Raw genomic sequence first — 20,902 nt, 5'->3', positions numbered from 1 at the left:
TCAAGAGAGCTCTCGGTGTTCCGAGGGCTTTTTTGTTGCTTGACCCGGGCGGTGGAGGCCTCATTCATGGCAGAAGCAAGTGGGCTGGGTGATCAAAAACCGCGGCCGTCACGCTCCCGCATTTTTAGGCGGAGTTGCTGGTAGCGAAGCAAGGCTCGCTCCTCATCCAATTGAGGAAATAACAAACGCGCCTCTTCCAGGCTTGGGGGCTCCAAGAGCCAGTCATCAGAGCGATCCGGGGCCACTTGCTCAGCATTGCGATCCCAACGCTGGCGACCTGGCGCAACCCAGCCAAACCAGCGACGAAAGCGATCGAACAGCTCAAGTGGGTGCATCAAAGCACCCTAAGGAGATCACGAATCCAAGCACTTGGATTCAGTTGCTGGAGTGACTCCCCCAAATAGGGATGCGTGTGAGCTGGTTTGTAGCCGAGGGCAATTCTGTAACTGGGAGCCCTCCATTGGCATGCTCCCCTTGGACGATGTGTAAAACCAGCCCTGATCAGCTCGGGAAACCAGCCTGTTCAGAGCGATGAACTGACTCGTTCTGAGGCATCAAGCTTTCAGGACGTTGTTGCCGTGGATCCTCCCCATTGCGCCAGGGGGTGAACAACAGGAAATTTCCTGCCACCAGCCCTGCCGTCACGATCACCGCAGCGAGTTGCTCCAGCTGTTCAACATCCATCCCTTTATTTTCACGCTTTCTCCGAGTAGGGGCGATGCCTCAACCGTGGGCTGGTTGGGATTCGGCTCTGCCTGCAGTTCTAGGACCAGGGCCGCCCCCAGGATCACTGTGATCACAGCCAGCCCCTGACTCAGCTTGAGCCTTCGTTGGGGTTTGCGAAAAATACAGCGGGTCATGCCAGGACCTTGTTTCTAAGCCTGGTTTAACGCTTCTTTTCAGTTCAAATTGAAGCGTTTGCCACGAGAAAGCTGGGAAAACGCTGAGATGACTGGTCTTAATCTTCTTTTGGATTCTCCAGATCGCGTCGGATCAGGGCCAGCAGGTAGGAGGGCGATTTGTAGCGGGTTGGCAGGCAGCGGTTCAGCGTTTCTAGGTGCCCCCAGCAGACGGTGCGCTCAATGTCCTGTGCAGTTTTTCCTTGCTGGAGGAGACGCCGCAGCGCCTTGCAATACATCGGATATCCCGCCTCTAGTTCACCGATGGTGAGTTTCGCCTGAGGCATAGGACCACTGAAACCAGTTCCAACCTATGCCCCCGAGGGTCAGGCTCAGCTGCCGAGCCAGGCGACGCAGTCGATTTCCACCCGTGCTCCCTTGGGGAGGGCCGCCACCTGCACGCAGGCGCGAGCTGGGCTGACCCCCTTACCAAACACCTCGGCATAGATGCCATTGACGGTTTGGAAATCGCCCAGGTCGGCCAAGAAGACCGTGGTGCGCACCACCTGAGCAGGGGTAGCGCCGGCTTCCTTCAACACAGCACAGAGGTTGTTCAGCACCTGATGTGTTTCCGCCGCCACATCACCGTTGCCCACCATCTCGCCGGTGGCTGGATCCAGTGGAATCTGCCCGGAGCAATAGAGCCACTCGCCGGCAAGCACCGCTTGGTTGTAAGGCCCAACCGGTGCAGGGGCGTCTTGAGTGGTGATGGCCTTGGCGCTCATGGGGTGCTTCTGAACAGCAGTCACCACGATCATCGCCGTTGGTGATCCCGTTCTTCGCCATCGCTCATGCCGGCCGCCACTGATCCTTGTCCTGGCGCAGCACGGCCAACTCCGCGGCTGAACTGGCCTGCATAAACAGGTTGGTGCGGCGTTCCACGCCGATGCTGCTGGGCAGGCTTAGGGCGCCTTTGGCGCGAAGGCTCTGCACCTCTTGGTAACGATCAGCCAAAACCGTGTCGTTGGGGCGTTGCTCAACGGCCCATTGCAGATTGGACTCGGTGTACTCGTGGGCACAACACACCTTCGTGGCCTCGGGAAGTTCGGCCAGCTTCTGTAGAGCCTGATGCATCTGTTCAGCGCTGCCTTCAAACAAGCGGCCGCAGCCCCCGCTGAACAGCGTGTCCCCGCAGAACAGCAAGGGTCCGATCTCGTCGCCCTCCGCGTTCGGGATGAAGAAAGCGATGTGGGCTCTGGTGTGGGCCGCTACATCCAGCACCTCCACCTCTTCCCCAAGAACAGTGATGTGGTCCCCATCCCGCACCGGCATGGTCTGGAACGGAATCCGCTCCCGGTCATCAGCGGAGGCAATCACCGAAGCTTGGGGCCAACGGTTCAGCAAGTCCGGTGTGCCGCCGATGTGGTCGGCATGGTGATGGGTCTGCAAAACGGCGGCCAGGTTCAACCGCCGTTCTTCCAGCCACGCCTGCACCGGCGGCGCAACGGCGGGGTCGATCACCACGGCCTCCGCGCCCCTCACCCAGATCCAGATCACGTTGTCCTGGAGCACCGGTAAGGCATGAAGTGAGGAATGCATCGTTAAAGTCCTGCCTGGTTAACCGGTCAGCGCTGGACCCATGATCACCGTCGCGTTGGCCAAAGGAGCGCTGCTCAAAGACTCGGTGGCCCGCTTTGCAGCCGCTGGTCTTGATTTCTCCGCTGTTCTGGACAAGGACAACCGTCAGCTGATGGTGCCCACCCCTTGCGGGCGCGCTAGGGCCCTGCTGGTTCGCAACGGAGATGTGCCCACCTATGTGGCCTATGGCCAAGCACAGCTGGGGGTCGTGGGTTACGACGTGCTCAAGGAGCACCAGCTGCCCGTCGCGCAATTGGTGGACCTTGGCTTTGGCGGCTGCCGCATGGCTGTGGCGGTCCAAGAGAGCAGTGGTTACACCCGTGCCGCTGATCTGCCCCCCCATTGCCGGGTGGCCAGCAAATTCACCCACTGCGCTCGGGAATATTTTGATGCCCTCGACCTTCCCGTTGAGTTGGTGCACCTCAATGGCTCGGTGGAGCTGGGGCCAATCACGGGAATGTCGGAAGCGATTGTCGACCTGGTGGCCACCGGTCGAACCCTGCGGGACAACGGCTTGATTGCCATTGAAGACCTCTTCCAGTCCACGGCTCGATTGGTGGGGCATCCCCTGTCCATTCGCCTGGACAACGGTCCCCTGTCATCCATCGTCGAAGCGATTCGCGCAGCAACACCCGTCGGGAGCTTCAGCTGATGGGAGCTGTCGCGGACTGGCGCCGGGTTCGTCGTCTGGGCCGGTATCTCGTGCGGGATCGCCGGCGTCTTCTGGTCGCCCTGCTTCTGCTGCTTCCCTTGGCCTTTGCGGGAGCACTGCAGCCTGTCCTGCTTGGGCAGTCCGTCAGCGTCCTTCGCGGAGAGCCCAGTCTTCCCTGGTTGTCGGGATTGAGTCTGTCCGCAATCATCTGGCTCTATTTCGTCTCGGTGTTGCTGCGGCTCGGCCTGCAGGGCGTGCAGACCTTCAGCATCCAGGCCGTCGGTCAACGGCTCACCGCGCGCATCCGCGATGACCTTTTCGAACATTCACTGTCGCTGTCCCTTCGCTTTCACGACCGCATGCCGGTGGGCAAGTTGCTCACAAGGCTGACCAGCGATGTGGATGCCCTGGCTGAGGTGTTTGCCAGTGGCGCCGTCGGGGTGCTCAGTGATCTGGTGAGCCTGTTGGTTCTGGCCTCAACGATGCTGTTGATCGAGTGGAGGCTGGGGCTGCTGTTGTTGTTCACGCAGGTGCCCGTCACCTTGGCCGTGCTTTGGCTGCAGCGCCGTTACCGGAAGGCCAATTACCGCGTGCGTGAGGAGCTCTCCCAGCTCAATGCCGATTTCCAAGAGAACCTTCAGGGCCTCGAGGTGGTTCAGATGTATGGCCGTGAAACGGTCAACAGCGCCCGCTTCCTGAGCACAGGCAAGAACTATCGCAGCGCTGTGAACGGAACGATCTTTTACGACAGCAGCATTTCAGCCTTCTTGGAATGGGTGGCTCTGGCAGCCATTGCCCTCGTTCTGGCACTTGGTGGCTTGATGGTGACCAATAGTGCGATGGGCCTAGGCACCCTCACCACATTCATCCTTGCTTCTCAGCGTCTGTTCGACCCTCTGCGGCAGCTGGCGGAGCGTTTCACCCAGATTCAGGGTGGGCTGACGGCTGTTGAACGCATTGGCGAGTTGATGGAGCAGCCCCTCGAGATCGCCGAGGCCAAGGGCGCTCGCCCTCACCTGACGGGTGGTGGTGGCGAGGTGATCTTTGAGAACGTGAGCTTTGGCTACAGGCCGGATGATCCGATCCTCCGCAACCTTTCCTTCCGAATCGCCCCCGGTGAGCATGTGGCGCTGGTGGGCCCCACGGGCTCCGGCAAAAGCACGATTATTCGTTTGCTGTGCCGCCTTTATGAACCCCAGCAGGGGCGCATTCTTCTTGATGGAAGGGACATCCGCACGATCCCGATGGTGGATCTTCGTCGTGAGCTGGGCGTCGTGCTTCAGGACACGTTCCTGTTCAGCGGCAATGTGGCCGACAATCTGCGGCTCAATGCTTCCGTGAGCGATCGAGAGCTGGCTCAGGTCTGTGCTGAGCTTGGTCTCAACGACCTGTTGGCCAAGCTTCCCAACGGACTGGAGACAGAGCTGCGCGAGCGGGGCGGCAATCTCTCCTCAGGTGAGCGTCAATTGCTGGCGGTGGCTCGGGTGGCGATCCGCAATCCAACGGTGTTGGTGATGGATGAAGCCACCGCCTTCATGGACCCTTCAACGGAGGCGACGCTCCAGGCTGATCTCGATCGTCTTCTGCAAAAGCGCACAGCCATCGTTATCGCCCATCGCCTCGCCACGGTGGAAGCCTCGGATCGCATCCTTGTGCTGCGCCGGGGCGAGCTGATCGAGGAGGGCACTCATCGCGAGCTCAGGGCCCGAGGTGGGCTCTATGCCCAGCTCGCCGAGTTGCAGGAACGGGGGTTGGCGCGTCTGTGATCGCTCCTCTCCCCATCCCAGCTGAGTCGCTGTTGGAGCAGTACGGCCAGGGGGCGCGTCTCTGCACCTGCGCCAATGACCAGATCACCTTGGTGTTCAGCCAGGAGTACCCCTTCGATCTGGTGGAGCTCGAGCAGTTGCTGGAAGCGGTGGGCTGGAGTCGCCGGCCGATTCGCCGGGTGCGTAAAGCGCTCAGCCACAGCCTGCTCAAAGTGGGGCTCTGGCGGCACGACCCCCGGGTGCCCCGTCTGGTGGGTTTTGCGCGCTGCACTGGGGATGGTGTTTTTGAAGCCACCGTCTGGGACGTCGCCGTGCATCCCCTCTACCAGGGAAATGGTCTGGGCAAGCAAATGATGACCTACATCCTCGAGGCTCTCGATCAGATGGGAACCGAGCGGGTCAGCCTGTTCGCGGATCCGGGCGTTGTCAGCTTCTACCAGGGCCAGGGCTGGGATCTCGAGCCCCAGGACCATCGCTGTGCCTTCTGGTATGCCAACTGATCGGATCCTTCAGCGCCGGTAGATCCGCAACAGCTGCTCCGTTGATCGGCCCTGACGCCAGAGACAGCGCAGCCGGGCATTGCGCCAGGCCTGCACCAGCACGCTCCGCTTCTGCCAACGCTCCCCGCTGGTGATCAGGGCACAGTTCAATGAGCGCAGGGGCGCGACCTTGCTCAGGCGTTCCACCAGGTCCAGGTCTTCCATCAGCGCCAGGGGCCGGTAGCCGCCGACGCGCTCATACAGGTGGCGCTGAATCAACAGGCCCTGATCGCCATAGGGACGCTGCAGCCAACGGCTGCGCAGGTTCACCATTCGCTCCAGCAGCCACAGCATCGGCCGCCTCTCCGCATCCACGTTGAAGTCGAAGTGCCAGGCGCTCAGGTGAGCCTCCGGCGTGTTCAGAACCGTCCCTACCTTTTGATGCCAAGTCCCCGGGAGTCGGCTGTCGGCATGCAGCACCAGCACCCAGGCATGGGTGCTGTGGTCAATGCCCCAGCGCAGCTGTGGCCCACGTCCGGCTTTCGGGCTGTCGAGCACGGTGGCACCGGCCAGCAGCGCCACCTCTCGGGTTTGATCCCTGCTCCCGCCGTCAGAGACGATCACCTCCAACTCCCCCGGCCATCGCCGCAGATCCGCCAGCAGCAGCGGCAGCCTGCTGGCTTCCTCCAGGGTTGGAATGACAACACTCAGCCCTGCCATGGCCTCAGATCGCTCCAGTGATCCAGATCATTCCGTTGGGGAACGAAGGCGCATGAGAGCTGTTGCCTGCGCACCTCCCTCAGCGTTGCTTCCAGCACGGTCGGGCCGCCCCAGGGAATGCCGATCAGCGGCCAATGCTGCGGGCAGCGGATCAGGGATGCGCCGATTCCCAGCAGCCAGTACCCCCCATCGGAGGCTGGTCCCATCACCAGATCATGCCGTTCCAAGTGCTCAACGGCCTGCTTCACGTCATCGGGATTGAGTTCGGGCAGATCCGTGCCGATCACAAGGCAGGGCCTGTGATGGCGATGGCTGTGCATCAACTGCCGTCGCAATCGGGTGCCGAGTTGCCCCCTCCCCTGAAGCCGCACCTTCCTCAGCCCCAGCTGCTGCCCCCAGCGATCGGCCGCACGGGGCCCGAGCCCGCTCACCGCCAGCACCGGCTCGATCTCCATTGCGCCGGCGAGGCCGCGCACCACCGCAGCGGTGTGCTGCGTGAGCCGCCGCTGAATCCTTGTGGCGCGCTCGCTGCTGTTGGACAAGCCCAGCTCATTGTTGAGATCACGGCTCAAGCGGCGTTTGCATCGGCCGGGTGATGGCCAGCGGGCCATCACGACGATCTGCACCATCTCAGTTATTGCGAGGCAGTTCTCGCGGGCGCACCTGCACGGTCAGCTCCTCTCCGTTGCGCTGGAGGGTGAGCTGCATTGGTTCCCCCACCTGGCCGCGGTCAACGGCGAGTTGCACTTCGGTGGGTGTTTGAACGGGGTTGTTCTCCACCTTGAGAATCAGATCGCACTGGCGGATGCCTGCAGCAGCGGCCGGCGTGCCCTTGACCACATCTTTGACCAAAACGCCATTCAGCTCGGGAACCGTGCAGGCGCTGTTGGTGGCATTGATTTCTCGCGCCAGCTGCGGCGTGAGGTTCATCAGCTGCACGCCGATGAAGGGATGGGAGGCCTGACCGGTGCTGACGATCTGTTGTGCGATCCGCTTGGCCAGGTTGATCGGAACCGCAAAACTCAAGCCGCCACCGGGCGCAGTACGGATTGCAGTGTTGATGCCGATCACCTGACCGGTGGCATTGATCAGGGGGCCGCCGCTGTTGCCGGGGTTCACCGCTGCATCAGTCTGGATGTAGGGAACCCGTTGGCCGTCACCGATCGCATTCAGGCGGCCAACGGCGCTGATGATGCCTGCGGTCACGGTGTTGTTCAGGCCGAAGGGGTTGCCGATTGCAATGGCCCATTCCCCCGGCTTGAGCTGGTCGGAATTACCCAGGGCCGCCACTGGCAGGTTGTCGGCCACTACTTTCACCACCGCCACGTCGGTGAGGGGGTCGGTGCCGAGAACCTTGCCCTTGAAACTGCGTCCGTCCGGAAGGGTCACCGCCACCTGATCCGCACCACGGACCACATGCTCATTGGTGAAGATCAGCCCGCTGGCCCGGGTGATGAAGCCGGAGCCTTGGCCCTGCTGTCGCTGGCTGGAGGGACCCATGCCGAAAATCCCTCCGAAGGGATTCGAGATCTCCTTCACCACATCGATGCGCACCACTGCCGGTCCGACACGATCCACCGCCTTCACGATCACGTTTTCCCCAGGCTGCAGCGGAGCACTGCGGGGCTGATCGTGCACCACCGGCGGCGCTGTCATCGGTGGCTTGGGCGTCAGGCCCAGCTGGTCTCTCACCAGGCTGCAACCGGAGAGTGCGCTTCCGGCCAGGGCGATGGCGAGCCAATGCTGGGCGTTGGGCATCACGACGAGATGTGTGCTGATGCATTTAAGACGGCCTGAGCGGATCGGCATGCGTAGATTCAGCGCTCGGGCGATGGGCGGTTTTGGCGCAGACGGGCGAAGAGCTCTGGATCAAGGTGCGGGATGGGTTGCAGGCCAAGCTGAGCAAGCCCACCTTCGAGACCTTCATTCGCCCCACGGGTTGCAGCGGCTTTGCCAATGGTGAGCTGAAGCTTCTGGCCCCGAATCCCTTCGCCAGCGTTCGTCTGCGTGAGCAGCTGCTGCCCACGATCGCCGAGATGGCTAGCAGCATCAGCGGTCAGCCCGTTCAGGTGACGGTTCTGGCAGAAACAGCCCTGCCGCCGCCGGACGCCACCGATGAGGCCTCAGCTGCTGATGCGGCTCCGCCGGCAGCGGCTCAGGAGTCGGCGTCGGCTCCGGGCCGGAACGGCTCCCAACGGCGCTACCTTCCCGGGCTCAATCCCCGATATGTGTTCGGCCGTTTCGTGGTCGGTCCCAACAGCCGGATGGCCCATGCGGCGGCTCTGGCTGTGGCCGAAGCACCGGGCCGGGAGTTCAACCCCCTGTTCATCTGCGGCGGTGTGGGCCTGGGAAAAACCCACCTGATGCAAGCCATCGGCCACTACCGGCTGGAAATCGATCCCGGGGCTCGGGTGGCCTACGTCTCCACCGAAACCTTCACCAATGATCTGATCCAGGCCATCCGTAAGGACGGGATGCAGGCCTTTCGCGATCGCTATCGCGCCGCTGATCTGATCCTGGTGGATGACATTCAATTCATCGAAGGCAAGGAGTACACCCAGGAGGAGTTCTTCCACACCTTCAATGCCCTGCACGAGGCAGGCCGTCAGGTGGTGATCGCCAGTGATCGTCCCCCTAGTCAGATTCCGCGGTTGCAGCAGCGTTTGATCTCCCGGTTCCAGATGGGACTGATCGCTGACATTCAGTCGCCTGACCTGGAGACACGCATGGCGATCCTTCAGAAGAAAGCGGAGCAGGAGCGCATGTCGCTGCCCCGTGATCTGATCCAGTACATCGCCGGCCGCTTCACCTCGAACATCCGCGAGTTGGAAGGTGCCCTGACCCGGGCTGTGGCCTTCGCCTCAATCACAGGGTTGCCGATGACCGTCGAATCGGTGGCGCCGATGCTCGACCCCACGGGGCAGGGGGTGGAGGTCACGCCGCAACAGGTGATCGACAAGGTGTCTGAAGTGTTTGATGTCACGGCTGAGGAGATGTGCAGCAGCACCCGACGCCGTGCCGTGAGCCAGGCCCGTCAGGTGGGGATGTACCTCATGCGCCAGGGCACCGACCTCAGCCTGCCGAGGATCGGCGACAACTTCGGCGGAAAGGACCACACCACGGTGATGTACGCGATCGAGCAGGTGGAGAAAAAACTGGCCTCCGATCCCCAGCTCGCCGGTCAGGTGCAGAAAGTGAAGGATCTGCTGCAGATTGATTCACGCAAGAAGCGCTAGCGCTGATCAGCGGCAGGCTTTCTTATCGCCTTTCCAGCCCGGCATGTCATGTGCAGCTGCAGAGCACACCAGCTGGCGTGCAGCTGCGAGCGCTGGGTCCAGCCGCCTGGAGCTGAAGGGGGGTAAGGGGCGACTGCGCAGCCAGGCACCCCAACGAAACTCGTGATATGGGATCAGGGGCTGAGGCTTGATCCACCCCTCCTGCTTTAACTTCCACACGAGGCTCCGGTAGGGATCGTCGTCCAGCCCCAGTAGGCTTTTGGGCAGCTGCTCGACCGGGTGGGGGCCGTTGCCTCGCCCGTCGTAGAGGTAGAGCCAGCCCTGGTTGTGCAGATAGGCCAGCACAGCGCTTCGGTCGGCGGTTGGGAGCTCCTGCACCACGTAGGCCCAGGTGGAGGCACCTGGGTCAATGCCGATTAGACCCCGCAGCCGGTGGTGCCGGTCCAGCATCCACATGGCGCCATCGGCAGACCGAATTAAAGGGACCGGTTTGCCGCGCAGGTAGTCGAGACGCTGCTGACGGCTGTCCTGGGCGAAATCCTTTTCGCGCGACCAGATCTCCGCCAGTCCCACACACCACTGGGTCGGCTGCAGCTGCGCCGCCGACACTTCAATCAGATCGGTCCCCCGATCGGGGGCTGGGATCGGTTGGTAGGCGGGCAGTCGCAGGGGCACGACTCAGCTTTAACGCCCCCGCACTATGACCCAATTAAGAAGGGTCGGGGATCCTGATCAAAGCGATCCCGCACCGGCAGAGGCTTGGCTTGTTCAGGCCCATCCAGCTGGGCGGTGGCTTCGAGGGCCTGACGCAGCAGACGCGCTGCCGGGAGCGGCATGTCCCTTGGAACCGAAATGCGATCGCGCAGATAGCGGAGCCCGGCGGCACTCCCCGCTGGAGGGGGGCAGGGCGTGTTGCGGACCAACCGGGTGAGGGCACAGCGCAGGGGCTGATCAAAGTCTGCAGGACCCATGGGATTCACGTCCCGAAGCCGTTGCTGGTGACGCAGCACCCGGCTAAGGGCGATGACGTTCTGATTGGCTTGATGGTCCGCATCCCAGCAGGCTTCGTCCTCACCAAGGCCATCACCTCGGTCGATCCTTTCTGCCAAGCGTTGCGCGTCTGCTCCATCGTCCGACCAGCAGCCGCCCATCTGGGGAGGCAGGTCATGGGCATGGGTGTGGAAGTCGCTTTGGGTGCCGCGGTAGGTCTCCAGTTGTTCCAGGGCGCGGAACCAGCGGTCAATGGCTGGATGCTCAGCCCTCAGCCTGTATCCCTTGTAGTAAGCCAGCGAGGCATTCATCCGTTCCACGTAGGGAACAAAGATCAGATCCACGGTCTGCGGCTCCGGGCCCCGCAGCCACGGTCCTCCGTCCTGGTTCAGCTCCCGTTCGAAGCGCCGGGCGATGTCTTGAAACTGCTCTCGGGCCAGAACCTGTTGCCTCGGACTCAGCCGTGGTGAACACAGCCAGATGCACCAGGCCTGAAACAGCAGCCGTTCAAGGCGGCGCAGCTCCAGAGCTTCCGGCGCTGTCATCGCCATGCCGAGGGGGCCGAACTGCTGTTCGAGGGCCAACAGGATGTCGTCGCTTTCGGTGATCAGCCGCCCGTTGAGCTCCAGGGCCGGCAACATCCCCGAAGGCACTTTCTCCAGGAACCACGGCTCCTTAGGGCCGTAGCAGCGCATGGTGACTTTGCGGATCCGGTAGGGGATGCGCATGAACTCCAGCCAGAGCCAGATTTTTTGGCAGTAGGGGCACCAGGCGTGGTGGTCGCGGTACAGCGTGACCATCACGTTGGATTCAGGCTGTCCGAACAGGCGCAACGTGGCCTGGGCACTGGTCGGCCCTTCAATCCGATTCGGTTCCGGCGTCGCCAGGCTGGCCAGTTCCGACCAGCTCAGGGGTTCAGCTGATTCCGATGAAAGGGGCATGCAGGATCGGCGCAAGCGTGGCCCGTCCATAGGACTGCCAGTCGCCCAGTTCGTGCATCAGCGCCAGACAGTCCTGCTGGCGGCCCTGATCAGCCAACTGCTTCAGCCGTAGTTTCATGTCGTCGCTGGTGATCATCATCACGATCTCGCGGCGTTGCGATCGTTTGAGGCGCAGCTCAGGTTCAGGCGGCTGCCTGCGGCGCTTGGAAGAACGGTTCATGATTTAAGGACGCGGTTGAAATACGACCGACTCGTCTTGGGCCTTTATGACCCCCTTCCCCGGACCATAACGCCATCTTTACGATGACGCCCGTCGTCTCGAGCACCCTTCTGTTATGGGCGCTGATCTGGATCTGATTGTTCTTGGGGCGGGGTCCGGTGGGCTGGCCGCTGCGAAACGCGCGGCCCGTCATGGAGCCCGCGTCGCGATCGTGGAGGGAGATCGCGTCGGCGGCACCTGCGTGATCCGCGGCTGTGTTCCCAAGAAGCTTTTGGTGTACGGCGCCCAGGCCCGCCATCAACTGGCGGATGCCTCGGCCTACGGCCTTGAGATCGGTTCGGTGCGGTCGGATGTGCCTGATCTCCTGCGTCGGGTGCGCGCTGAAGTGGATCGGCTCAATGCGCTCCATCTCGGATTTCTGGAGAAGGCCGGCGTTCAGTTGATCTCCGGTTGGGGACGCTTCACGGCAGCAGATCGCATCGGCATTTCCGATCAACGCGGCGGGTCCGTTCAAAAGGAGCTTTCAGCCCCACGATTTCTGGTGGCAGTGGGTGGCCGTCCGGCCCGGCCGGAGATTCCAGGGGTTGAACACACCTGGGTCAGTGACGACATGTTTTTGCTGGAGGATGTCCCTCCCGCAGTGGTTGTGGTGGGCGCAGGCTTTATTGCCTGCGAATTCGCCTGCATCCTGCGGGGCCTTGGTGTGGCGGTCACCCAGGTGGTGCGTGGTCCTCGCTTGCTGCGCGGTTTTGATGTCGAGTTGGCCGATGCCGTGCTGGGTGGCATGCGTGAGCAGGGCATCGAGGTGCTGTTGGAGCAAACGCTGGTGGCCGTGGAGGGAGATCCCGGGGCGCTGACGGCGCAGCTGGGGAATGGTCAGACCTTGGATTGCGGGGGTGTGCTGATGGCCACTGGCCGTCGCCCCTGGCTTGCGGATCTTGGGCTGGACGCTGCTGGAGTTGCGGTGGACAACGGCCGCATCAGGGTCGATGCCAACTCCTGCACTTCGGTTCCCCACATCCATGCCGTCGGCGATGTCACCGATCGGGTCAATCTCACGCCTGTGGCCATTGATGAAGGTCGTGCTTTCGCCGACAGCATCTTTGGCTCGCGTCAGCGGCAGGTGGACCACGATCTGGTGGCCAGTGCTGTGTTCAGCGATCCAGAGCTAGCGACCGTTGGTTTATCGGAAGAACAGGCCATCGAACGCCATGGCGTGGACGGCGTAGTTGTGCACCGCGCCCGCTTTCGTTCCATGGCGCGGGCGTTGCCCGCTTCCGGCCCCCGCTGTCTGCTCAAGTTGGTGGTGGAGAAGCAAACCGATCGGGTGCTGGGCTGCCACATGGTTGGTGAGCAAGCCGCGGAAATCATTCAGATGGCGGCGGTTGCCGTGGGGATGGGCGCCACAAAGGCTGATTTCGATCGCACGATGGCGCTGCATCCCTCCGTTTCAGAGGAGTTCGTGACGATGTAGTGGTCCGGCAATCCTTTCGACAGTATGAAAGGTGCAAGACAATGCATATGTGGCGATCTAGACCACGATTAGATCGATATATATGACGTGGAATCATTCATGCAGACCCGAGGTCATAAGGCTGATTTTGCTCATTTTTTGATTGAATTAGGCGAGCAGTTGCTCAGTCTTCTTTGGCCTGCAGCTGATGCTCGTCGGGCAGCATCTTTAGAGATTATTGCTCGCACGGCCTATACGGCTGAGGAAAGTGCTTGTCATTACCTTGAAACGATTGGCCTTGATCAGAGCGGTGCTATCCGTAAGACTCTGGAGCTGGCACGTCGGCAGGACAGTAATGAGCAGACGCATGAAGACATTTTTTCTCGTGATCTTGGTGGATTGTCTTTATGGATAGATCGCTTTGTGGCAAGGCATGTGGCTGTCCTTGTTTATTGGATATTTGCTCTTACTACCTTGTTGGATCACGAGTTGGCCTCTTTGCTTGGAGAAGCTGTTGAGGCCGAAGCTGTCAAAACGTACCGGCGCATGCTTTTGGAGCAGCCAGAAGAGTGGTTGCAACAGCCCGTAACGCCGATTGCGACAGCCTATTGGAAAAAAGAGGGAAATATGTGGGCTGCCCGCGATGAACGCGAGCCAAAAACTCTTCGAGATGTAATCGAATTAATTGCCAAAGATGAGTTGGACCATGTGGCGGCCAATAGCCAAAAAGCAATTGCTTTCTAGGTATTGATTTAAATGGATGGGCTGTTCTGGTTGTTCCGCCAATAAAAAACCGCCTGAGTGAAAATCACGATCATCACGATTGGAATTACAGCGCAGAGCATCACAAGGCGAAATTCATCGGCCCAGCTGGCCATAGCCGTTCGGGGCAAAACATTGTCGACTAGATACAGCACATAGAGGCCGAGAAGTAGCCCTCCTTCCACGCGCGAGATGCGACCTTTCGTCCAAAAGATCGGCATGCAGGCCAGGCTGGTGAGCAGCATTACCGGCAAGTCGTCCTGAATCAGTTCCGGGTTGATTTCAAGTCCGTTGCCAGCTGCTGCTACAGCTCCGCAGCCCAGCACCAGCATCAGGTTCAACAGGCAGCTGCCCACCACGTTGCCGATGGCCAGATCGGTGCGTCCGCGAAGGGCCGCCACCAGGGACGTGATCAATTCAGGCATCGACGTTCCGGCTGAAACGATCGTCAGACCGATCACTGCCTCACTTACTCCCAGAAGGGTTGCGGCGCTCACCGCGCCATTCACCAGAACCCTTGATCCGATAGAGAGAACGGTGATGCCGGCAATTAATCGCACTGAGGCGGGGATCAATCCACCTTTGCTTGCTTCGACACTGATTTCGGGTTCAGCGCTGCCGCTGTCGTCCGGTTGTTCACGGGCGGTGCGGATCTCCCAGATGGTGTTGATCACGAGCCCCAACAGCAACGCCAGGCCCGCTTGCCAGGTGACCCGTCCTGCGGAGGCCATGCCCCAGACCGCCGCCGAGATCGCAATCATCAGAGGCACATCGCGCCTCACAAGACGGCTTTCGACGCGCAAGGGCAGCACAAGGGCGCTGCTGCCCAGCACCACCATTACGTTGAAGATGTTGCTGCCCACCACATTGCTCACGGCGAGGGCGTCAGCCCCCTGCAGCACCGAACTCAAACTCACGAACAGTTCCGGTGCGCTGGTGCCCAGGGAAACCACCGTGAGGCCAATCACGAGCTGGGGGATGCCGAAGATCACCGCCATGGCGACGGAACCCTGAACGAACAGCTCTCCGCCACCGAACAGCAGTCCGATGCCAAGCAGCACTTGGATCGAGGCCTGGAGAAATTCAGGCATGGGCTAGATCAGGTGTACGGGGATTGTGCTTTGAAGGGAATCAACCTAAGGTCTCTCACCTGGGTAATAGATAAGAAACCTTGTTGAACCGGATCAGCACCAGCAACCTGCGGGGTGACGCCTTTGGTGGCGTGACCGCCGCGGTGATTGCTCTGCCGATGGCCCTGGCCTTCGGGGTTGCCGCAACGGGTGACCCTGCCCCTGGGCTTTGGGGGGCCGTGATCATCGGCTTGGTGGCGTCTCTTTTCGGCGGAACGCCCACCTTGATCTCCGAACCCACCGGCCCGATGACGGTGGTGTTCACCTCGGTGATCCTGAGCTTCACCGCCACCGCTCCGGACAAGGAAACGGCGATGGCCATGGCCTTCACCGTGGTCATCCTGGCGGGTCTGTTCCAAATCCTCTTCGGCGTCTTCCGTCTGGGTCGATACGTCACACAGATGCCTTATACGGTGATCTCCGGCTTCATGTCGGGGATTGGAGCGATCTTGGTGATTCTCCAGCTGCCCGCCTTCCTGGGGCAGACCGTATCGGGCGGGGTGATGGGAACCCTGTCCAACCTGCCGGGCTTGATTGCTGGTATTCAGCCGATGGAGCTGGCGCTGGCTTTGATCACCGTCGCGATCCTCTGGTTCACCCCAGCCAGCGTGAAGCGTTTCTGTCCGCCGCAGCTGCTGGCTCTGGTGTTGGGAACGGTTCTGTCGATGACTTTGTTCCACGACGCTGGCCTCAAGACCATTCCGCCTTTCAACGCTGAGCTTCCCAGCCTGCATGTGCCCACCTTTTCGGGTGGACAGCTGCGTTTGATGTTCGTGGATGCAGCTGTGCTGGGCATGCTCGGCTGCATCGATGCGCTGCTCACGTCTGTTGTGGCAGACAGCCTCACCCGCACTGAGCACAACTCAAACAAAGAATTGGTGGGCCAGGGACTGGCCAACATTGCTTCGGGGGTGTTTGGAGGACTGCCTGGAGCGGGAGCCACCATGGGCACCGTGGTCAATATTCAGGCCGGTGGACGATCGGCCCTGTCGGGCATTGTCCGGGCGGTGATTTTGATGGTGGTCGTCCTGGCCGCTGCCCCTCTCGCATCCACGATTCCCCTCGCTGTGCTGGCGGGCATCGCCCTGAAGGTGGGCATCGACATCATCGATTGGGATTTCCTCCAAAGGGCCCACCATCTCTCGGTGAAAGCGGCCGTGATCACCTACGGCGTGATTGCGCTCACGGTGCTGGTGGATCTCATCACTGCAGTTGGCATCGGTGTTTTCGTGGCCAATGTGCTCACCATTGATCGGATGAGTGCATTGCAGTCCAGAAAAGTGAAAACGATCAGCACCGCCGATGACGATGTGGAGCTGACCGATGAAGAGCAGATGTTGCTGGATCAGGCCTCCGGCAAGGTTTTGTTGTTTCAGCTCGCCGGTCCGATGATCTTCGGCGTGGCCAAGGCCATCTCGCGCGAGCACAACGCCATCGGCAATTGCCAGGCGGTGGTCTTCGACCTCTCCGAGGTGTCACACCTGGGGGTCACCGCTGCGATCGCCCTCGAGAATGCCGTCAAGGAAGCGATTGAAGAAGGACGTCAAGTGTTCCTGGTAGGTGCAACGGGCAGCACGGAGAAGCGTCTTCAGAAGCTGAAGCTGTTGGAACGGCTCCCCCAAAGCCACATCAGTGGTGATCGCCTTGATGCCTTGCGCCTTGCCGTGAACGGTTTGCCGCTGAATGTCTGATCAGATCTCGATCATCGCTCCAGATGATTGGCACGTTCATCTCCGCGATGGAGAGATGCTGAACCAGGTTGTGGCCCATACAGCCCGCCGTTTTCAGCGGGCCATCGTGATGCCCAACCTGCGTCCCCCGGTGACCACGGTCGCTTCTGCACGGGCTTACCGCGACCGCATTCAGGCGTCGTGTCCCGCTGATCTGGAGTTCACGCCCCTGATGACGGCGTATCTCACGGATTCGATTGCCCCTGCCGAGCTGGAGACGGGGTTTCGAGAGGGCGTGTTTGCCGCGGCCAAGCTTTATCCCGCCAACGCCACCACCAATTCCGCAGCAGGGGTGACGGATCTGCTGCAGATCGATCCTGTGCTGGAAACGATGGCCCGGATCGGCATGCCCTTGCTGATCCATGGTGAAGTCACGGATAGCGAGATCGACATCTTCGACCGTGAGGCGGTGTTCATCGAACGCCATCTGGCACCGCTACGGGACCGCCATCCCGAGCTGAAGGTTGTGTTCGAGCACATCACCACCGAGCAAGCGGTGCAGTACGTCAGCTCAGCGGATCGTCATCTCGCCGCCACCATCACCCCCCACCATCTCCACATCAACCGCAACGCGATGTTTGCTGGCGGTTTGCGGAGTGATTTTTATTGCCTCCCCGTGGCCAAGCGGGAGTGTCACCGACAGGCCCTGCGCCGTGCGGCAACCAGCGGCGACCCACGCTTCTTTCTCGGCACCGACACGGCACCGCACGAGCGGGCATCCAAGGAAAGTGCATGCGGATGCGCCGGCATCTTCAATGCACCCTTCGCTTTGGAGAGCTATGCCCAGGTTTTTGATGAGGAAGGCGCTCTGGCCAATCTCGAAACCTTCGCCAGTCTGAATGGGCCGGCCTTCTACAACCTTCCGGTCAACAGCCGTCAGATCACGTTGCAACGTCGTGACCATCTTGTGCCGGAACTTGTGAATGGGCTGGTTCCTTTCCATGCTGGAGAGATCTTGTCTTGGGCCGTCGCCGATGCATCTGATCAAGTTCAGCTCTGAAGATTGCGGCACCTGTCACCGCATGAGTCACTACGACGGCAAGGTGGCCGAGGAACTCGGCTGCAGCTTCATCTCCGTGATGCTGCAGGACACGGAGATGTATCGGAAATATCGGAAGATCCTTCTCAAGCAATACCCCAACAAGGAGGGGATGGGCTGGCCCACCTATCTGCTGGTAAACGATCCTGATGGAGATTTTTCGATCGAAGGAGAACTGAAGGGCGGCATGCCCAAGGGAGATTTCCGCACCAAGCTCGCCGAGTTGCTGCCGTCTTGATGGCGGGTGGTGGGGGCAGGGGGACTTGAACCCCCACAGGCCTTTCGGCCCAAGCGATTTTAAGTCGCGTGCGTCTACCGATTCCGCCATGCCCCCGCCCAGACATCTTAGATTTCCCCAAGCTGTCCCCAAGTCTTGGACCTATCGTCCCTGCTTTCTCAAGTCCCACAGGACACGTTGTTGGCTCTGTTGGCCTACATCGTTCTGGGCGGCCTGTATCTCGTTGTGATTCCACTCGCCCTCTACGCGTGGATGAACAAGCGTTGGCATCGCATGGGCAAGCTGGAGCGTCTGGGGATCTATGGAATGGTCTTCTTCTTTTTCCCGGGGATGATCCTGTTTGCCCCCTTCCTCAATTTCCGGCTGAGCGGGCAAGGAGACGTCTGAATTGACGCGTGGCAAGGTTCTTCTGATCGGACTTGCAGTCCTCCTGCTTGGAGGGCTTGGGCAGGTCGGCTTTCAGGCTGCAGGCTTTGAGGGGTTTTCGGCAGGGATTGCTGCTGAGGCCCTGCTTGTTGTGATTGTGGTGGTGTGGACAAGTTCTTACCTGTTTCGTGTGGTCACCGGCCAGATGACCTACATGGACCAGCGGCGTCGCTACCGCGAGGTCTACGACAAAGAGGAAGCTGAGGCGCTTCAAGCCCGTTTTGACGCTCTCCCCGAGGAGGAACAGCAGGAACTGCTGCGCAAGATTGGAGCGGACGCTTCGGTTCCCACGGACGGTGATGCCCCCGTCGACTCATAGGCTTCCGAAGTTTGTTCCTGGTCGGTTGACCGAGATGCCCAATCAGCAGTCCTCTTCCATCGCCCAGCGCTTTGAGCAGCTGAAGCAGGACGGTCGCCTCGCCTTGATGCCATTCCTGATGGCCGGCGATCCGGATCTCGCAGTCACCGCTGATGTGCTCCTCAGTCTGCAAAGCGCAGGGGCTGACATGGTGGAACTGGGAATGCCGTATAGCGACCCACTCGCTGACGGGCCGGTCATTCAGGCTGCTGCTTCCCGTGCCCTTGCTGCCGGAACCACCCCTACGGGTGTTTTGGACATGCTTCGGTCGTTGAAAGGGCAGCTGCAGATTCCCGTGATCCTGTTCACGTATTCCAATCCACTGCTCAATGTGGGGATGGAGGCGTTTTGCCAGTCTGCAGCGGAGGCTGGAGCGGCGGGTTTGGTGGTGCCTGATCTACCCCTCGAAGAGGCGGAGCGGTTGTCGACAATCGCAGAGCGTCATGGCTTGGATTTGGTGCTCTTGGTTGCACCTACCACCCCCCAAGATCGGATGGGTCGGATTGCGACATGCAGCCGAGGTTTCACTTACCTGGTGAGTGTCACCGGTGTCACCGGCGAGCGAGCTCAGATGGAAAGCAGGGTTGAAGGTTTGGTCCAGCAACTCAAACAAACCTCGCCGGTTCCTGTTGCTGTTGGTTTCGGGATCTCTGGTGCGGAGCAGGTACGTCAGGTTCGGGGCTGGGGTGCCGATGGAGCGATTGTGGGCAGCGCACTTGTGAAAAGGATGGCTGCAGCATCGCCAGGAGAGATTGCTCAGGAAGCTGGTCGTTTTTGCGCTGAGTTGCGTGCCGCCGCCGATCAGCCCTAGTGGCTGCCATCCGGGTCAAGCCATGAAAAAACCCCGGCTTTGGCCGGGGTTGCACTGCTTTCAAAGGTTCAATCACTCTTCGTCTTCGTCAGTGGCACCTACAGGTGTTAGACGGATTTGTTTGCGACCCAGTTTGATTTCAAATTCATCTCCAGGCTTCAGGTCGAGCAGCGCTGTATAGGCCTTGCCGATGAGCAGATTGCCGTTGCCTTGCACAGTGGCCACATAGCTGAGTTTGCGGCCGCCTTTGCCCACGCCGCCAACACCACCTACACCAAGGCTGACGCCTTTGGCCTCCAGCAGTGCTTCATAAAAAGCGGTGAAATTCAGACGTTCAGCACCATCCTTTTTGTTTGAGACATAGCCACAGGCACGAACAAGATCAGACTTGCTGACGTCACCCAGGTCCTTGACTTTATTGAGAAGGTCGCTCCCAGTGAGCATCGCTTTCGAGAGAAATCAACCTTTACAACATAGCCTTTGTTCAAGTCGTTATGCCATCATTTTTCACTGAAAAGTTCTTCGTTGTTTCATCCTTCGCTATGGCACGTTTCGTCTTGTGGGGCACTTACTGCACGGATGCTCTTGAGAAGCGTGCTCCTTATCGTGATGAGCACCTTGCTCGTCTTCAGGCTCTGAAAGAGCAGGGGACGCTGGTCACACTTGGTCCCACCGAAGGAAGTACCCACGTTTTCGGAATCTTCGAAGCAGACAACATCGACGTTGTTCGCAAGCTGGTTGAGGACGACATCTATTGGAAGCAGAGGATTTGGACGGCGCTCGAGGTTTATCCCTGGGTCCAAGCGTTCTGAGCCTGGATGAGAATCCATTCGGCCACGAGCTGGTCCCCATCAGTCCCAAGAACGTCGGCATAACCGCTCATCTGGCCTCGCCCTTCCCGGGCGATGGCTGCGATGGCCGTCGCCGTTGCAATCTCATCACGCTCGAGGGTCTTGAGCTTCAGGTTTTTCCCACGGCGAATGATGTTGCCCCCGTTGATGTGGCATCCAGCGCAATGCTGTTCGAACAACAGAGCGCCGGGGCTGGTGTCCGCCGCGGCTGCACGCGATGTTCCGCTCGATCCAAGGCTCAGCAGCAGAACTAGAAACGCACCAATGCAGCAGCGCAGGACTTGGCTCAGCACAAGGATGGTGTGGCTTTGATCAGTCTGCTTGAGCAGGTGATGCTTCCTTTTGGTACCGCTGGATCAGTTCGTCGGGAGAGCGGTAGTCCTTCGGAAGCGAGGTGTGCAACCTGTTGAGGTAATCCCAGCAGACCGTCCGGCGAATGGCGTTGAGGTCGCGTCCATCGGCAACAAGGCGACGAAGGGCCTGGCAGTAGGTCGAGAATCCAGCTTCCAGATCTCCGATGGTGAGTGCCTTGGTTGCAGACGGCATGAAACAGAAGGTCAGGATCTTCTGACTTTTGCGTCCATCTCTGATTTGGTCTGTTGTCAGGATCACTGTTGAAGCTG

28 protein-coding genes and 1 tRNA gene are annotated in these 20,902 nt (G+C 60.4%); 13 read left to right on the top strand and 16 right to left on the bottom strand.

Translation table 11 applies throughout. The features are described from left to right. Positions 1-92: 92 nt before the first annotated feature. The 5 genes from FZZ90_RS09565 to gloB all read right to left on the bottom strand — a co-directional run bounded on the left by FZZ90_RS09565 (position 93) and on the right by gloB (position 2,438). Positions 93-335, bottom strand: a complete 243-nt coding sequence (locus FZZ90_RS09565) for a hypothetical protein (protein ID WP_226425522.1) — start codon at positions 333-335, stop codon at positions 93-95. 166 nt (positions 336-501) lie between these two features. Further along, positions 502-684 carry a hypothetical protein gene (locus FZZ90_RS09560; protein WP_226425521.1) on the bottom strand — a complete coding sequence of 61 codons (183 nt, stop codon included), beginning with the start codon at positions 682-684 and terminating at the stop codon, positions 502-504. Between the two features lie 274 nt (positions 685-958). Next, a complete protein-coding gene (locus FZZ90_RS09555) occupies positions 959-1,186 on the bottom strand; it encodes a DUF3136 domain-containing protein (protein WP_226402716.1) in 228 nt (75 codons plus the stop codon). A gap of 45 nt (positions 1,187-1,231) precedes the next feature. Beyond that, entirely contained in the window at positions 1,232-1,657 is a 426-nt protein-coding gene (locus tag FZZ90_RS09550) for a RidA family protein (RefSeq protein ID WP_370631050.1), read from the bottom strand. A gap of 31 nt (positions 1,658-1,688) precedes the next feature. Next, entirely contained in the window at positions 1,689-2,438 is a 750-nt protein-coding gene (gloB, locus tag FZZ90_RS09545; RefSeq protein ID WP_226425520.1) for a hydroxyacylglutathione hydrolase, read from the bottom strand. Positions 2,439-2,478: 40 nt separating this feature from the next. On the opposite strand from gloB, the gene hisG reads away from it, so the two are divergent. The 3 genes from hisG to FZZ90_RS09530 are packed head-to-tail and all read left to right on the top strand — an operon-like array spanning position 2,479 to position 5,395. Next, the gene (gene hisG / locus FZZ90_RS09540) at positions 2,479-3,129 is read left to right on the top strand and encodes an ATP phosphoribosyltransferase (protein ID WP_226425519.1); all 651 of its coding nucleotides are present in this window, start codon (positions 2,479-2,481) and stop codon (positions 3,127-3,129) included. Then, a complete protein-coding gene (locus FZZ90_RS09535) occupies positions 3,129-4,895 on the top strand; it encodes an ABC transporter ATP-binding protein (protein ID WP_226425518.1) in 1,767 nt (588 codons plus the stop codon). Before hisG ends, FZZ90_RS09535 begins: the two co-directional genes overlap by 1 nt. Next, positions 4,892-5,395: a GNAT family N-acetyltransferase gene (locus FZZ90_RS09530; RefSeq protein WP_226425517.1), complete on the top strand. Its 504-nt coding sequence runs from the start codon at positions 4,892-4,894 to the stop codon at positions 5,393-5,395. Before FZZ90_RS09535 ends, FZZ90_RS09530 begins: the two co-directional genes overlap by 4 nt. 9 nt (positions 5,396-5,404) lie before the next feature. On the opposite strand, the gene FZZ90_RS09525 is transcribed toward FZZ90_RS09530, so the two are convergent. From FZZ90_RS09525 to FZZ90_RS09515, 3 genes are read right to left on the bottom strand one after another with little or no spacing between them, the layout of a single operon-like run. Continuing rightward, entirely contained in the window at positions 5,405-6,094 is a 690-nt protein-coding gene (locus FZZ90_RS09525) for a TIGR04283 family arsenosugar biosynthesis glycosyltransferase (protein WP_226425516.1), read from the bottom strand. Next, a complete protein-coding gene (locus FZZ90_RS09520; protein ID WP_226425515.1) occupies positions 6,082-6,723 on the bottom strand; it encodes a TIGR04282 family arsenosugar biosynthesis glycosyltransferase in 642 nt (213 codons plus the stop codon). Before FZZ90_RS09520 ends, FZZ90_RS09525 begins: the two co-directional genes overlap by 13 nt. A 1-nt stretch (position 6,724) precedes the next feature. After that, positions 6,725-7,852: a trypsin-like peptidase domain-containing protein gene (locus FZZ90_RS09515; protein WP_226425514.1), complete on the bottom strand. Its 1,128-nt coding sequence runs from the start codon at positions 7,850-7,852 to the stop codon at positions 6,725-6,727. An 83-nt stretch (positions 7,853-7,935) separates the two neighbouring features. Here FZZ90_RS09515 and dnaA point away from each other — a divergent pair, with 83 nt between their 5' ends. Next, positions 7,936-9,330, top strand: a complete 1,395-nt coding sequence (dnaA, locus tag FZZ90_RS09510; RefSeq protein ID WP_226425513.1) for a chromosomal replication initiator protein DnaA — start codon at positions 7,936-7,938, stop codon at positions 9,328-9,330. 6 nt (positions 9,331-9,336) lie between these two features. Here dnaA and FZZ90_RS09505 read toward each other — a convergent pair whose 3' ends face one another. From FZZ90_RS09505 to FZZ90_RS09495, 3 genes are read right to left on the bottom strand one after another with little or no spacing between them, the layout of a single operon-like run. After that, positions 9,337-10,005 carry a ParB-like protein gene (locus tag FZZ90_RS09505; protein WP_226425511.1) on the bottom strand — a complete coding sequence of 223 codons (669 nt, stop codon included), beginning with the start codon at positions 10,003-10,005 and terminating at the stop codon, positions 9,337-9,339. Positions 10,006-10,028: 23 nt separating this feature from the next. Further along, entirely contained in the window at positions 10,029-11,261 is a 1,233-nt protein-coding gene (locus tag FZZ90_RS09500) for a glutathione S-transferase family protein (protein ID WP_226425504.1), read from the bottom strand. After that, a complete protein-coding gene (locus FZZ90_RS09495; RefSeq protein ID WP_041434546.1) occupies positions 11,236-11,481 on the bottom strand; it encodes a hypothetical protein in 246 nt (81 codons plus the stop codon). Before FZZ90_RS09495 ends, FZZ90_RS09500 begins: the two co-directional genes overlap by 26 nt. Before the next feature lie 115 nt (positions 11,482-11,596). On the opposite strand from FZZ90_RS09495, the gene gorA reads away from it, so the two are divergent. After that, positions 11,597-12,955, top strand: a complete 1,359-nt coding sequence (gorA, locus tag FZZ90_RS09490) for a glutathione-disulfide reductase (protein WP_226425503.1) — start codon at positions 11,597-11,599, stop codon at positions 12,953-12,955. 99 nt (positions 12,956-13,054) lie between these two features. After that, positions 13,055-13,678, top strand: coding sequence for an alternative oxidase (locus tag FZZ90_RS09485; protein WP_226425501.1), 624 nt, complete (start codon positions 13,055-13,057; stop codon positions 13,676-13,678). Between the two features lie 8 nt (positions 13,679-13,686). Here the strand turns inward: FZZ90_RS09485 and FZZ90_RS09480 are convergent, their stop codons facing one another. Then, complete coding sequence (locus FZZ90_RS09480) at positions 13,687-14,787, bottom strand: calcium/sodium antiporter (protein WP_226425499.1); 1,101 nt, start codon at positions 14,785-14,787, stop codon at positions 13,687-13,689. An 80-nt stretch (positions 14,788-14,867) separates the two neighbouring features. Between FZZ90_RS09480 and FZZ90_RS09475 the strand changes: the two genes are divergently transcribed. The 3 genes from FZZ90_RS09475 to FZZ90_RS09465 are packed head-to-tail and all read left to right on the top strand — an operon-like array spanning position 14,868 to position 17,833. Beyond that, entirely contained in the window at positions 14,868-16,517 is a 1,650-nt protein-coding gene (locus tag FZZ90_RS09475; protein ID WP_226425497.1) for a SulP family inorganic anion transporter, read from the top strand. Continuing rightward, positions 16,510-17,556, top strand: coding sequence for a dihydroorotase (gene pyrC, locus FZZ90_RS09470; RefSeq protein ID WP_226425495.1), 1,047 nt, complete (start codon positions 16,510-16,512; stop codon positions 17,554-17,556). Before FZZ90_RS09475 ends, pyrC begins: the two co-directional genes overlap by 8 nt. After that, entirely contained in the window at positions 17,531-17,833 is a 303-nt protein-coding gene (locus tag FZZ90_RS09465; RefSeq protein WP_025362365.1) for a thioredoxin family protein, read from the top strand. The genes pyrC and FZZ90_RS09465 overlap by 26 nt, the downstream gene beginning before the upstream one ends. A 7-nt stretch (positions 17,834-17,840) precedes the next feature. On the opposite strand, the gene FZZ90_RS09460 is transcribed toward FZZ90_RS09465, so the two are convergent. Beyond that, positions 17,841-17,929, bottom strand: a tRNA-Leu gene (locus FZZ90_RS09460). Positions 17,930-17,968: 39 nt separating this feature from the next. Here FZZ90_RS09460 and FZZ90_RS09455 point away from each other — a divergent pair. Genes FZZ90_RS09455 through trpA form a run of 3 tightly spaced genes read left to right on the top strand, consistent with a single transcriptional unit; the run spans position 17,969 to position 19,428 of the window. Beyond that, positions 17,969-18,220: an NAD(P)H-quinone oxidoreductase subunit L gene (locus FZZ90_RS09455; RefSeq protein ID WP_303533932.1), complete on the top strand. Its 252-nt coding sequence runs from the start codon at positions 17,969-17,971 to the stop codon at positions 18,218-18,220. Between the two features lies 1 nt (position 18,221). Then, positions 18,222-18,578, top strand: coding sequence for a DUF3007 family protein (locus tag FZZ90_RS09450; RefSeq protein WP_226425493.1), 357 nt, complete (start codon positions 18,222-18,224; stop codon positions 18,576-18,578). A 34-nt stretch (positions 18,579-18,612) separates the two neighbouring features. Beyond that, positions 18,613-19,428, top strand: a complete 816-nt coding sequence (trpA, locus tag FZZ90_RS09445; RefSeq protein WP_226425691.1) for a tryptophan synthase subunit alpha — start codon at positions 18,613-18,615, stop codon at positions 19,426-19,428. A 72-nt stretch (positions 19,429-19,500) separates the two neighbouring features. Here trpA and FZZ90_RS09440 read toward each other — a convergent pair whose 3' ends face one another. Further along, positions 19,501-19,872, bottom strand: a complete 372-nt coding sequence (locus tag FZZ90_RS09440; protein WP_226425491.1) for an AbrB family transcriptional regulator — start codon at positions 19,870-19,872, stop codon at positions 19,501-19,503. Positions 19,873-19,970: 98 nt separating this feature from the next. Between FZZ90_RS09440 and FZZ90_RS09435 the strand changes: the two genes are divergently transcribed. Further along, on the top strand, positions 19,971-20,240 hold the full coding sequence (locus FZZ90_RS09435) for a YciI family protein (RefSeq protein ID WP_226425489.1): 270 nt from the start codon (positions 19,971-19,973) through the stop codon (positions 20,238-20,240). Here the strand turns inward: FZZ90_RS09435 and FZZ90_RS09430 are convergent. Next, entirely contained in the window at positions 20,216-20,572 is a 357-nt protein-coding gene (locus FZZ90_RS09430) for a c-type cytochrome (RefSeq protein WP_226425487.1), read from the bottom strand. The two genes, FZZ90_RS09435 and FZZ90_RS09430, sit on opposite strands and share 25 nt — an antisense overlap. A gap of 19 nt (positions 20,573-20,591) precedes the next feature. Next, entirely contained in the window at positions 20,592-20,825 is a 234-nt protein-coding gene (locus FZZ90_RS09425; protein WP_226425485.1) for a DUF3136 domain-containing protein, read from the bottom strand. Positions 20,826-20,902: the final 77 nt, after the last annotated feature.

This window comes from Synechococcus sp. MU1617 (genome assembly GCF_020514235.1).
Classification (GTDB): domain Bacteria; phylum Cyanobacteriota; class Cyanobacteriia; order PCC-6307; family Cyanobiaceae; genus Parasynechococcus.
This window is presented reverse-complemented; position numbering and strand designations above follow the sequence as displayed.